Annotated in this window: 9 protein-coding genes; 3 read left to right on the top strand and 6 right to left on the bottom strand. The window is 75.0% G+C overall.

Going from position 1 to position 12,433, the window contains the following annotated elements:
• The first annotated feature begins 381 nt into the window (after positions 1-381).
• The 3 genes from ACH5AR_RS03835 (at position 382) to ACH5AR_RS03825 (ending at position 3,486) form a co-directional block, all read left to right on the top strand.
• Complete coding sequence (locus ACH5AR_RS03835) at positions 382-2,115, top strand: peptidoglycan-binding protein (RefSeq protein ID WP_396299772.1); 1,734 nt, start codon at positions 382-384, stop codon at positions 2,113-2,115.
• A 715-nt stretch (positions 2,116-2,830) separates the two neighbouring features.
• Positions 2,831-3,262 carry a hypothetical protein gene (locus tag ACH5AR_RS03830; protein ID WP_396299771.1) on the top strand — a complete coding sequence of 144 codons (432 nt, stop codon included), beginning with the start codon at positions 2,831-2,833 and terminating at the stop codon, positions 3,260-3,262.
• Positions 3,259-3,486, top strand: a complete 228-nt coding sequence (locus ACH5AR_RS03825) for a hypothetical protein (protein ID WP_396299770.1) — start codon at positions 3,259-3,261, stop codon at positions 3,484-3,486. Before ACH5AR_RS03830 ends, ACH5AR_RS03825 begins: the two co-directional genes overlap by 4 nt.
• A gap of 72 nt (positions 3,487-3,558) precedes the next feature.
• Here the strand turns inward: ACH5AR_RS03825 and ACH5AR_RS03820 are convergent, their stop codons facing one another.
• From ACH5AR_RS03820 to ACH5AR_RS03795, 6 genes are all read right to left on the bottom strand, one after another.
• The gene (locus tag ACH5AR_RS03820; protein WP_396299769.1) at positions 3,559-4,689 is read right to left on the bottom strand and encodes a nucleotide disphospho-sugar-binding domain-containing protein; all 1,131 of its coding nucleotides are present in this window, start codon (positions 4,687-4,689) and stop codon (positions 3,559-3,561) included.
• A 62-nt stretch (positions 4,690-4,751) separates the two neighbouring features.
• On the bottom strand, positions 4,752-6,107 hold the full coding sequence (locus ACH5AR_RS03815) for an acetyl-CoA carboxylase biotin carboxylase subunit family protein (protein WP_396299768.1): 1,356 nt from the start codon (positions 6,105-6,107) through the stop codon (positions 4,752-4,754).
• Positions 6,108-6,273: 166 nt separating this feature from the next.
• Entirely contained in the window at positions 6,274-8,304 is a 2,031-nt protein-coding gene (locus tag ACH5AR_RS03810; protein ID WP_396299767.1) for a PEP/pyruvate-binding domain-containing protein, read from the bottom strand.
• Positions 8,305-8,678: 374 nt separating this feature from the next.
• Positions 8,679-10,361: an ABC transporter ATP-binding protein gene (locus tag ACH5AR_RS03805; RefSeq protein WP_396299766.1), complete on the bottom strand. Its 1,683-nt coding sequence runs from the start codon at positions 10,359-10,361 to the stop codon at positions 8,679-8,681.
• On the bottom strand, positions 10,358-11,347 hold the full coding sequence (locus ACH5AR_RS03800) for an ABC transporter permease (protein ID WP_396299765.1): 990 nt from the start codon (positions 11,345-11,347) through the stop codon (positions 10,358-10,360). The genes ACH5AR_RS03805 and ACH5AR_RS03800 overlap by 4 nt, the downstream gene beginning before the upstream one ends.
• A complete protein-coding gene (locus ACH5AR_RS03795) occupies positions 11,344-12,405 on the bottom strand; it encodes an ABC transporter permease (protein WP_396299764.1) in 1,062 nt (353 codons plus the stop codon). Before ACH5AR_RS03795 ends, ACH5AR_RS03800 begins: the two co-directional genes overlap by 4 nt.
• Positions 12,406-12,433 lie beyond the last annotated feature (28 nt).

The following is a 12,433-nucleotide window of genomic DNA, read 5'->3' as shown; positions in this document are numbered from 1 at the left end:
CGAGGCCTCCGCCTTCCTGGAGCACATGGGGGGAGGACATCGTCCGCGCCGCCCGGCGGAGGCGGCCGCGCCGGCCCGCCGACACCCCGCCGCCGCCCGGCGCGTCCGGCGCCCAGGGCGGGGGCGCCGCCGCGCCCTGAGCCGTCCTTGTGCCCCTACCCGCCGTCCGCCGCCCGCCGACGGGGGTTGCCGGTGGCACGGGGCAGTGGTACGGGACTCCTCGCAGGGTGGGTGGATCGTGCAAGAGGCTTGAAAAACAAGGAAGTTGACCTATCGTCAGCTGTACCGTGGGGTGTGCATGACGCTCCGGCCGGCGTCGTGGGCCCCGGGCTCGGGGCCGGTCGGCCGCAGCTGCCATCGGCGCGAAGGGGGAGCTTCCTGATGGCATACGCGAAGGGTTACGACGTCTCCGACTTCCAGTCCGGCATTCCCGGGGACGCGGAGTTCGTCTTCATCAAGGCGACCGAGGGCGGCCACACCGACCAGTCGGGGTACGCGGGCAAGCTCGCGGACGCCCGGGGGCGGGGGCTGGTGGTCGGGCACTACCACTTCCTGCGCGCGGAGAACCCCGTCGACGGCGAGGTGGAGCACTTCTGCCGGGTCGTGGGGCAGGTGCCGCCGGGCGAGCTGCTGGTGCTGGACTTCGAGCCGTACGGGCAGTCGGTCGCCGACGGGGACGCCACCGCGGCCAAGAACCGCTGGCTGGCGGCGGTCAAGCAGCGCTACCCGGACCGCCTGGTCGGGCTCTACACCAACCGGGACTACTGGTTCCGGACCGACGACAACGCGGGCGACTTCCTGTGGATCGCGGACTACGTGGCCGCCGGCTCGCCGCGCGTCCAGGCGTCCTGGCACTTCCACCAGTACAGCGACGACCCGCTCGACGCGGACGTGTTCAACGGCTCGCTGGACGAGCTGCGGGCGTGGGCCGGCTGCGGCCGGGCCCCGGCCCCCGGCACACCCTCGCGCAACCCCACTCCCCCGGTGCCGGACTGGCCGGGGCTCCAGCTGGTGAGCCGCGACCAGTGGGGGGCGCGGCCCTGGCGCGAGCCCAACGGCTCGATCCCGTACGCCGGTCCGCGCGCCGGGGTGAAGGTGCACTACCTCGGCACGGCGTACACCTACGACACCCACGACACCTGCCCGGCCTACGTCCGGCGGCTCCAGGCCTCGCACATGGACGAGGACCACTGGTCGGACATCGGCTACAGCTTCGTGGTCTGCGAGCACGGCTCCGTGTTCGAGGGCCGCGGCCTGAACCGCCGCAACAGCGCCAACGGCGACGTCCCGCTCAACGAGGCGCACTACGCGGTGTGCGGGCTGGTCGGCTCCTCCGGGTCGACCGAGCCGACCCCGGAGCTCCTCAACGGGCTGCGGGACGCGATCGAGTACTGCGAGCAGCAGGGCCCGGCCGGCCCGGAGATCAAGGGGCACCAGGACGGCTGCTCCACCGACTGCCCCGGCCGCGCGCTGTACGCCTGGGTGACGTCGGGCGCGCCGCGCCCGTCCGGGCCGGTGGGCACCCCGCCCCAGCAGCCCGCGCCGCAGCCGGACCCGGCCCCGGCCCCGGCCCGGTACCGGAGCAGCATCGGCGGCCTGCCGTACGGCTACGGGGCGCACGGGGCGCACGTGACCCTCGTGGGCGAGGCGCTGCTGGCGGCGGGTTTCGGCGCGCACTACAGCCAGGGCCCCGGCCCGGACTGGACCGACGCCGACACCCTCAACTACGCCGACTTCCAACGCAGTCTGGGCTACGTCGGCGGGGACGCGGACGGCGTGCCCGGCGAGGCCTCGCTGCGCCGGCTGCTGGGCGGGGCCGTCCCGCTGGCCGAGGTGTCGAAGGCGCGGGTGGTCGCGGCGGCCCGTCAGGACCCGGACGCGCCCCAGGGCGCCACCACGTACCCGGACGACGTGTACACGGTGGAGCAGGCCCTCGTCGCCGAAGGACTGCTCGACCGGCAGTGGGCCGACGGCTCGTTCGGTACCAGGACCGTCGACGCCTACTCCGAGCTGCAGCGCAGGTACGGGTACAGCGGGCAGCAGGCGGACGGCATCCCCGGCATCGACTCGCTGACCCGGCTCGGCCGGGCGCACGGCTTCGCGGTCGCCGACTGACGCCCGCCGGGCTCCGCCGAGGAGGACCGATGCACCGGATCGCCCTGCCCCTGTGGCGCACCTGCGTGCCCTACGTCGTCGCGTTCCTCGTGGTGCAGGCCGCCCGGCTCGGCATCCACCTCGACAACGCCTCCGTCACCTCCGCCCTGGTCACCGGCTTCGGCACGGCGTACCACGCGCTGTTCCGGTTCCTGGAGCACCGGTTCGGCGCGGCCTGGGGCTGGTTCCCGGGGGCCGCCCGGCCGCCGCCCTACCAGCCGCCGGGCGGCCGCGCCGGGTCCCGTACCGGCTCCGGCGCCCGCGCCTACCCCGCCGGCGCCCGCACCCGCACCCGCACCCGCACCCGCCGCAACGCCCCAGCCGACCCCGGTTTCGGCGCCGCACCCGACGGACCCGCCGGCGGCCCGGCCCGACTACCGGAACCTGCCCGAAGGCGGCTGACCCGCCGCACCGGACGGCGACGCGGGAATTGCGGAATGCGCGGATCTGCAACTCCCACACGATCGTCACAGTCCCAGTGGCGTCCGTACCGTCACCGCGGTCAGCACCTCGGTGACCGCCTTCGTCGGGGCGACCCGGCGCGGCCCGCTCGACCAGCCCGTCACCGTCACCAGCTTCGCGGACTTCGAACGCCCGCTTCGGCGGGCTCGCGAGCCGGAGCCCGGTCGGCTACGCCGTCCAGCAGTTCTTCCTCAGCGGGGGCTCGGCCGGTGTCGTGGTCCGGGTCGCGGCGGCCGGCACCGGCGCCGCCGCGGGCGTCGCGCTCGCCTCGACGCAGACCTCCACCGCCACCCCGGCCCTGGAGGTCACGGCCGTCGAGCCGGGGCCCCGGGGCGCGGCGCCGCGGGTCTCCGTCGACTACCTGACGCCAACGCGGGCGAGCCTTCAACCTCCGGGTGTCGGCACCTCCGGCACCGTCCGGGCGGCCTTCGCGGACCTCTCCGTGCGGGCCTCCGACCCACGGTTCGCCGAGGCGGTGGTGGACAGCGGCTCGGCGGTCGTCCGGGTGAAGGTCCTGGCGGAGAGCCGGCCGGACCGGGTGGGCACCGTCTCCGAGCGACGGCCGGGGTGCCTCGCCTCCGACAACGGAAAGCCTTGCCGATGGATCGCCACCAACTCCTCGCGCGTCTCACCGGGGCCGGCGTGAGCCCCCGTTTCCACGGGATCAGCACGCGGGACCTCTCGACGTCCACGCACCGCCACGAGGCGGCCCCCGTCCTCACCGAGCAGCGCGACGGCCGACGGACGATCGACGACTACGAGCGCGGCGAGCACTGGGAACAGGCGGGTTTCGCCTCAAAGGAGGAGGCGTGCGCCTGCCTCTACGCGGAGGTCGTGAGGTTCCGGGAGGTCTGCCACGGTCCTCGGTGAGGCAGAAGACCGGCGCGGGCCCCGCCGGGGGCCCCGCGCCGCACCCGCCCCGGCGGGCGGCCGGGGGCGGGCTCAGCCGGCCAGGCCGGTGAGGTCCCGGGCCACGGCCTGCGGCGAGGGCATCGTGGCGATCTCGGCGCCGACCTCGCGGGCGGTGCGGGCCAGTGCGTCGTCGGTGAGCAGGCGGTCGAGCAGCGCGGGCCCGATCTCCTCGGCGCCCGCGCTCAGCCCGGCGCCCCGTTCGCGCACCGCGTCCGCGGTGATGAAGCGGTCGGAGCCGTCGGGCAGCACGAGCTGCGGGACGCCCGCGTCCAGCGCGCCGAGCGCGGTGCCGCTGCCGCCGTGGTGGATCGCGGCCGCGCAGGTGCCCAGCAGCTCCCGCCACGGGACCCAGCCGTACGCGCGGACGTTGTCCGGCAGGGCGCCGAGGGTGCCGAGTTCGAGTTCGCCGGTCGCCAGCACGAACTCCGCGTCGACCTCGGCCGCCGCCGCGATCACCCGTTCGATCCTGGTCAGGCCGTCGGTCTTGGGCGGCACGGTGCCCAGCGTCACCGCGACCCGCGGGCGGCGGGCCGGGGCGGCGAGGTCGGCGGGGAGCACACCCTCGCCGTTGTAGGAGACGGGCCGCATCGGCCGGCCGTACCGCTGCGGCCCGGCCATGCTCGGCGGCGCGAGGTCGATCGTCGCGGCCGGTTCCGGCAGCGGGTCGACGCCGTGCCGGGCGAAGGCGTCCGCCATCTCGGCGAGCATCAGCGCGCGCAGCTTCGGGGTGCGGGCGAAGCCCAGGTCGTGCTGGACGGCGGGCACGCCCAGGCGGGCGGCCGCGAGCAGGGCCACCGGGAACAGGTACTCGTACACCACCAGGTCGGGGCGCCACCGCTCGGCGAGCCCGACCACGGCGTCGGCCACCCCGGCGTTGACGTGGGCGGCCAGCGGCACGAAGGCCTCGCGGTCGGCCGAGTTGCTCTCGACCACCCGTCGCATCAGGTCGGGCCGCCGGGTGCGGCCGGCCTCCCGGATGTCCCGGCGCCAGTCGACCCCGGGGGCGACGGACAGGTAGGGCAGACCGGAGGCGGCGACCGCCTCGCCGCCGTCCATCGTGGCCACCGCGACCTCGTGGCCGAGCCCGCGCAGCGCCCTGGCCAGCGGGACCAGCGGGAAGAGGTGGCCGATGCCGGGCGCGCCGGCGAACAGTACACGCATGGGGGAACCTCGGTCGTCGGGTGGGACGGGGGTCGTCGGGCGGGTCGTCGCGCGGTTCGGGCTCAGGAGGCGGCCCGGTGCAGGGCGGCTTCCATGCCGTTCAGCACGGCGTTGCAGTCGTGCCGGAGGGTCTCGGCGTCGACGGCGCTCAGCAGGTAGACGCCGAGCCAGTTGCGCGAGCCCGCGGAGGGGTCGAAGGCGGGGACGGGCCGGCCCGCGGGCAGCGCGAACGCGGGGACGGCCTCGATGGTGCTGCCCGGGGACAGCAGGCTCCGCCAGTCCACGGCCTGCGGGTTCCAGACCGGGCTGGTCCGCCAGGGCACGCCCGAGGCGTCGGCCGGGACGACGGCCAGCGAGGCGGCGGCCCGGGCCCCTTCGACGGGCATCGCCCCGGGGTACTCGACCCGCTCGCCGAGCAGCTGGCGGACCAGCATGCCGATCGGGTCGAGCCCGAAGACCTCGTGGACCTGGCGGGTGGTCAGCAGGCCGCCGAACCTGGCCGCGGTCTCGATGACCACCAGTTCGCCGTCGGCCATCAGCTTCAGCTCGGTGTGGGTGCCGCAGTTCTCCAGCCCGAGGGCGTCGACGGCCCGCCGGGAGACCTCCTCGATCCGGCGTTGCAGCGGCACCGCCATGACGCAGGGCGAGGTGCTGGCCACCTCGACGAAGGACGGGACGGTCGGCAGCTTGGCGGTGATGGCCAGCGGGTGGTAGACGCCGTCCGCGACGACCCCCTCCACGCTCACGTAGTCGCCGTAGCCGGGCTCGTCGTACCAGCCCTCGGTGGAGCCCTGGGCGATCTCCTCCACCAGGCGGTCCCGGTCGGTGTCGGCCGCGTAGAGCTCGTTCATGCCGACCTTGCTGCCGGCCCGCAGCCCATGCTCGATCGCGCTCCACGCCGGGGCGGCGTCCGCGGGCGAGTCCAGCACGATCTGGGCGACCGAGCCGGCGCCCCAGGCCGGCTTCAGCAGCAGCGGGGGCGTGAGGTCGGCCAGCGCGGCGTCCAGGTCGGCGAGGCTGTCGACCCTGCGGAACGCGGGGACGGGCACCCCGGCGGCGGCCCAGGCCTCGCGCATCAGCCGCTTGTCTCGGGCGCGCAGGATCCCGGGCCCGGGGCCGGCCAGGTTGAGCCGGCTCGCGGCGTGCGCGACGGCCAGCACGGCGAACTCCGAGAGGGTCAGCACCGCGTCGGCCCCGATGGCCTTCGCGTGGTCGACGATCAGCTCGACCAGCTCCTCGCCGCGCGGGGCGTCCGGCACCAGCTCGACGGCGGTACAGCTGGGCCGCCACACCTCCTCCCCGGCGGTGGGCAGCGGTGCCAGGGCGAGGACGTGCAGCTCTCCGCAGGCGGCGATCCGCGGGAAGGCGTACTCCAGCGGAGCGCCGCCCTTGACGTAGACGTACAGGATCCTGTTCAACGTTCGTTCTCCTGAGGGGAGTTCAGTGGGTTTCGGGCACGCCGGACGCGCCTCGCGCCGCCCTCGGCGGGCGCGGGCGGTACGGGCGGTGCGGGCGCGGTGTCGGCGGTGCGGGCGCGGTGTCGGCGGTGCGGTGCGTCGGCCGCGCCGGAAGCGGCGGCGGCCGTCAGGCGGCGGTGCGGAAGGGCCGCAGCTGGAGCAGGCTGACCCGCCCGCCCTCGATCGCCCACTCGATGTCGACCGGGGCCGCGTACGTCTCGTCCGGCGAGAAGTGCGACTGGAGCAGGCGGCTGATCAGCGCGAGCCGGCGCACGAGTTCCCTGGTCCCGGTGTCCAGGTCGGTGCCGGCGGTGCCCAGCGAGACCGTCCGGCTGCCGCCCTCCATGGTGTTGCACAGGTACTGGAGCGGGGCTTCCCGGCCGGAGACCACGTCGGCCACCGAGCGCGGCGAGATGTTGAGGTAGACGTCGCGGAAGTCCCGCGGGCGAAGCGGGTTGCAGGTGACGAGCACGCCGCCGACGGTGGCACCGACCTGCTCCTGGACGATCACGCCCATCCGGCAGCGGTCCAGCGGGATGCCCGCCTGGCGGCGCAGCAGGACCGCGCGCGGCGAGAACAGCGAGGCCCAGACCTCGCGGACGGCGTCGAGGACCGCCTCCGTGCCGCTGACCTGCGCCACCGACTCGTAGAGCCCCGCGGCGGAGAAGCCGGGCAGGTCCTCGGCGTTGGAGGAGCTGCGGACGACCTGGACGGCGCAGCCGTACAGGTGCCGGTCCAGCGCCCGGTCGATCTCGGTGCGCAGCGGCTCGGGCAGCGGGGTGCCGCGGACCAGCCGCTGGACGTCCCGGCAGAGCTCCTCGATCCGCTGCTCGGAGGGCGCCTGCCCGTCCCGCAGGGCGGCGTCGAGCCGGGCGACGGCGTCCCGGAGCTCGGCCGAGGAGTCGAGGAAGCGCTGCTGGTGCCAGAACGGCAGCACGATCCCGCGCGGCACCTCGGCGTACTCCTTCACCAGGAGCCGCGCGGCGGCGTCCAGCTCGGTGTCGTCCGCGTCCTCCGGGAGGCCGAGCTGCCGGGCCAGGTAGCGCAGCAGGTCCTCGCGGGGCGGCCGGGGCACCCGGTAGAAGCCGAGCCAGCGCGGCGAACCGTGCTGAAGCAGGTGGGTGAGCTCGCCGAGGTTGGCGGCCTTGGTGCCGAAGCGGACGTGGTCGCCCTCGCGCAGGGCGGACAGCGGGGTGACGGGCACGGGGGCGAGGTCCGGCCGCTCCACGGCGACGCGTTCGGCCGGCGGGGCCGGCCGCGCTCCCCCGCCGCCCGGCGGGGCGGGTTCGAGGTGGAGGTCCGCGGCGCCGGTCTCGACGCGGTAGTGCACCCAGCGGCCGGCCAGCCCGGCGCGCTCGATCCGCTCGGCGGCGCCGATGCCGACGGCGTTGGGGATGCGCCACCCGGCGGCCATCACGTTGATGTGGGACAGCGGCGTGGTGTGCTCGGTGTGGATGATGCCGGACACCCGGGGGACGTCCTCGGGCACCCGGGGCATCACCACGATGTCGTGCCACTCCAGCGGTTCGGGGTCGGCCCGGTACTCCTCCTCCGAGCGGTACACCCGCAGCCGCCCGTGGGCCGTCCCGGGGTTCAGCGGTACGAAGGCGGCGGCGGAGTAGAGCTCGTGGGAGAGCACGCGCGGGATCTCGCTCTCCGGAACGGCCGCGAGGTAGGCCTCCTGCCGGTGGCCGGCCGGTTTGAGCACCAACCGCAGCGCGGGGTCGATGTGCTCGCGCACCCGGTGGTAGAAGAACCGCAGCATCTCCCGGGACATGGTGTCGACGTCGACGGTTTCCAGGGACAGGAATTCCTCGGCCGGGCGGCCGTCCTCCGTGGCACGGCCGGTGTGCAGGGCGAGGGATCCGAGATAGAAGCGGCGGTCGGGATTCCGGTAGACGTCGTCGTTGAACGCGTCGAGCCGGCTCGCCAGTTCGTCGATCGACATGCCGAGGATCTCGCACGCGATGTAACGGACGTGGAGCATGCCGTCGGCGCTGTCGATGAAGTGGAGCACCGACTCCTGCCGGTCGAGCACGATCTTCACATAGGGATAGCCCCCGACCTGGCCGGCGAGCCCGGTGAACTGCTCAAGGGTCAGCTTTCCGCCGGGGAGGCGGGGCCGTGTGGTCGCGTCGTTGCGATCCGAACGGGTCATGCGCACGGTTCAGCCATTCTTCATCATGTACACGATCAGAATATCTGGCACAGAAGGGTTGGTACGGACCTCACCCACAGTGCCATTCGGTCTGAACATCTGACGAATGGTCATGCAACATTTGGCCATCCCGCATCGATCCGGCCACAGCATTCCCGTCGGGGAATTCCCGGGCTGTGGCGGACCTCACACCGGGCCGCGCCGGTCCTCGGCACACGATCGTTGCAGGCCGGAATAGTTGATTCCTGCACGACCAAGTCGTCCGGGAGTCCGGGCAACGGCCGCCGGGAACGGCTCCGGCCCCGGCGCCGGCTGCGACGGGGCCGGAGCCCGGCGGTCGGACGGCTGCTCGGGGCAGCGGCCCGGGCGGCCGGTCAGGCGGGGGCGGAGGCCAGGCGGGCGTGGCGGCGGGCGGCCGCCTCGGCCGGGTCGAGCACCGGGACGGCGGCCAGCAGGCCCTTGGTGTAGGGGTGCTGGGGGGAGTCGTACACGGCGGCGGCGTCGCCGTGCTCCACGATCCGCCCGGCGCGCATCACCGCGACCCGGTCGCTGACCTGCCGGACCACGGCGAGGTCGTGGGCGATGAAGACCAGCGCGAGGCCGAGGTCCCGCTGCAGCTCGCCGAGCAGCTCCACCACCTGGGCCTGGGTGGTCACGTCCAGCGCGGAGACCGGCTCGTCGCAGACGACCAGCCGCGGCCCGGGGGCCAGCGCCCGGGCGATGCCCACCCGCTGCCGCTGCCCGCCGGAGAACTCGTGCGGGTAGCGGTGGTACCAGTCGGGGTCGAGCCCCACCCGTTCGAGCAGCTCGCCGACCCGGGCGCGGATCCGGCGCTCGTCGCCCTCGCCGGCGATGCGCAGCGGGTCGGCGACGGACTCGCCGATGCTGCGGCGCGGGTTGAGCGAGGACACCGGGTCCTGGAAGACCATCTGGAGCTCCCGGCGCAGCGGGCGCAGCTCCTTGTCCCCGAGCGCTCCGATGTCCCGGCCCCGGTAGTGGAGCCGGCCGCCGGTCGGCTCCAGCAGCCGGACGAGCATCCGTCCGAGCGTGGTCTTCCCGGAGCCGGACTCGCCGACGATGCCCAGCGTCTCGCCGGCCCGGACGGTGAGCGAGACGCCGTCGACGGCGGTCACCGGGGCGGCGCGCCGGGTGAGGCCGCCGCGGGTGGCGAACTCCCGGCGCAGGTCGACGGCTTCGAGCAGCACCTCCCCCGCCTCCGGCCCGCTCGGGGCCCCGGGCGCGACCGGGGCCGGGGCCTGCGGGGCGTCCACCCGGGACACCGCCGCCAGCAGCGCCCGGGTGTAGGGCTCGCGCGGGGCGCCCAGCACCTCGGCGACCGGGCCGTGCTCCACCGCCCGGCCGTCCTTCATCACCAGCACCCGGTCCACGCTCCCGGCGACCACGCCCAGGTCGTGGGTGACCAGGACCAGCCCCGCGCCGGTCTCGGCGCGCAGCTCGTGCAGCAGGTCGAGGATCTGGGCCTGGACGGTGACGTCCAGCGCGGTCGTCGGCTCGTCGGCGACCAGTACCCGCGGCTCGCAGGCCAGGGCCATGGCGATCAGCACCCGCTGGCGCATCCCGCCGCTGAACTCGTGCGGACGCGAGCGCGAGCGGCGGGCCGCGTCGGGGATGCCGACGCGGCCGAGCACCTCGACCGCCCGGGCGCCGGCCTCCCGGCGGGAGACCTTCCGGTGCACCCGGACGACCTCGGCGATCTGGTCCCCCACCGCGTGGTACGGGTCGAGGGCGGAGAGCGGGTCCTGGAACACCATCGCGGCCAACCCGCCGCGCAGGCGCCGCAGTTCCTCGCCCTCGGCGGTGACGGCGTCCACCCCGGCGACCCGCACCGAGCCGCCGATCCGGGCGCCGGTGCCGCGGTGCAGGCCGAGCAGTCCGTAGGCGACGGTGCTCTTGCCGGAGCCGGACTCGCCGACGATGCCGAGCGCCTGCCCCGCCTCCAGGGTGAAGCCCACGCCGTCGACGGCGCGGACGTGGCCGTCACCGACCGGGAAGTCGACGACCAGGTCCCGGACGTCGACGAGGGAATCGGCGCTCACGACAGGACCACCCTTCGGTCGGACACCGCGTAGAGCACGTCCGCGATGACATTGGCGAGGACCACGCAGAACCCGGTGACGAGGGTCAGGCCCACGACGGTCGGCAGGTCGATCAGCCCGACCGAGGTGACCAGCAGCTTGCCGAGCCCGGGCAGGCCGAAGAGCGACTCGGTCAGCACGGCGGAGCCGAACAGCGTCCCGAGGTCGATCGCGGTGAGCGCGATCACCGGGGTGAGGGCGCCGCGCAGGGCGTGGCCGGTCACCAGGCGCCGCTCGCTGACGCCGTACGCCCGGAAGGTCCGGATGTGGTCGTCGGCGAGGGCCTCCAGCATGGACGAGCGGGTCAGCCGGGCGTACTTGGCGGACTCGATCAGGGCCAGCGAGACCCAGGGCAGCAGCAGGCCCCAGAACCACTGCTGGGGGTCCTCGGTGAGCGGCACGTAGCTCGGGAACGGCAGCCACTGGAGCTGGGCGCACAGCACGATGAGCAGCACCAGCCCGATGATGAACACCGGCACGGAGCTGCCGGCCAGGGTCAGGCCGGTCAGCAGGCGCTCGCTGAGGCGGCCCCGGCGCAGCGCGGAGACCAGCCCGGTGCCGACCCCGAGGAGCAGCCAGAGCACCATCGCGCCGAGCGCCAGCGAGGCCGTCACCGGGAGCCGGGCGGCGATCATGTCGGTGACCTGCTCGCCGCTGCGGTAGGAGACGCCGAGGCAGGGGGCCGGGCAGTGCAGCACTCCGGTGCCGGCGCTGAAGTCGCGGCCGGCGACGATGCCCTGGAGGAAGTGGGCGTACTGGAGGTGGACGGGCGCGTCCAGGCCGAGCCGCTCGCGCACCTGGGCGACCTGGGCGGGGCTGCACTTCTCGCCGCAGGCCAGCTGGGCCGGGTCGCCGGGGGCGAGGTAGAAGACCGCGTAGACGACCACGGAGAGGACGAGCAGGACGCCGAGCATGCCGACGGCCTTGCGGAGCAGGAAGCGGGTCATGCGGTCGCCCCCTCGGTGGCGTTCGACGGGTCGGCGTCCGGGCCCTCGTGCGACGGGCCGGCGCCCGCCGGGGCCGGGGCCGCACTCGCGCCGCCGCGCGCCGTCCCGACCCGCAGCCGGGAGGCCGCCCGGGGGTCGAGCTCGGTGCGCACGGCGTCGCCGAGCACGGTGAAGGCGAGCACGGTGACGAACAGCAGCGCCGACGGCAGCAGCACGTACGTCGGGTCCGCCCGGAACCAGGTGGTCGCGCCGGAGAGCATCTGGCCCCAGGACGAGGTCGGCGGCTTGACGCCCACCCCGAGGAAGGACAGCCCCGCCTCGGCGACCACGTTGGACGGCAGCAGCACCGCCGCGTAGGTGATGACCGGCGCCGCCAGCGACGGCAGCAGCTCCCGGCGGGCGATCCGCCACCGGGAGGCACCGGCCAGCCGCGCCGCGGCCACGTAGTCGAGCTGCCGCAGGCTGAGCGTCTGGGCCCGGACGATCCGCGAGGTGCCGGCCCAGCCCAACAGCCCGATGACCAGGGTCAGCAGGAGCGGGCGGGGGAAGCCGGAGGGCACGACGGCCATCAGCGAGATGGCGAAGACCAGCGTGGGCAGCGCGAGCAGCACCTCGGTGGTGTTGCCGATCAGCTGGTCGAGCACCCGGCTGCCGAGGCCGGCGGCGAGGCCGAGCAGGACGCCGATGGCGACCTGCACGAGGGTGGCGCCCACGGCGACGAGCAGCGAGATCCGGGCGCCGTGCACGAGCCGGGCGAACACGTCGCGCCCGGTGCCCGGTTCGACGCCGAGCCAGTGCTCGGCGCTGACCCCGCCGAAGGAGCCGGTGGGCACGCCGCCGGCCGCCGAGTCGAGCAGGTCGTTGTGGTAGCTGGTGGGGTCCTGCCCCTCGATCGCGCTGAGCAGCGGGGCCGCCGCCGCGATCAGGACGAGCAGGACGATGACGAGGCCGGCGGCGCGGGCGGCGCGCCGCGCGAGCAGCCGCCGCCACACCTGCCGTCCCCCGGGGGCCGGGGAGGCCGCGGGGGCCTCCCCGGCCCTGGGTTCCTGTGGAGCCATGGTGGTCTGGTCCGATCGATCCGTCCGG

It is taken from the genome of Kitasatospora sp. NPDC018619, from assembly GCF_044391605.1.
Lineage (GTDB): Bacteria > Actinomycetota > Actinomycetes > Streptomycetales > Streptomycetaceae > Kitasatospora.
The sequence above is the reverse complement of the archived record's forward strand: the minus strand, read 5'-3'. Positions and strand labels throughout refer to the sequence as shown.

Coding starts and splice junctions, on each gene's coding strand:
- ACH5AR_RS03835 (WP_396299772.1), top strand. CDS start 382: ATGGCATACGCGAAGGGTTACGACGTCTCCGACTTCCAGTCCGGCATT.
- ACH5AR_RS03820 (WP_396299769.1), bottom strand. CDS start 4,689: ATGCGTGTACTGTTCGCCGGCGCGCCCGGCATCGGCCACCTCTTCCCG.
- ACH5AR_RS03810 (WP_396299767.1), bottom strand. CDS start 8,304: ATGACCCGTTCGGATCGCAACGACGCGACCACACGGCCCCGCCTCCCC.
- ACH5AR_RS03800 (WP_396299765.1), bottom strand. CDS start 11,347: ATGACCCGCTTCCTGCTCCGCAAGGCCGTCGGCATGCTCGGCGTCCTG.
- ACH5AR_RS03795 (WP_396299764.1), bottom strand. CDS start 12,405: ATGGCTCCACAGGAACCCAGGGCCGGGGAGGCCCCCGCGGCCTCCCCG.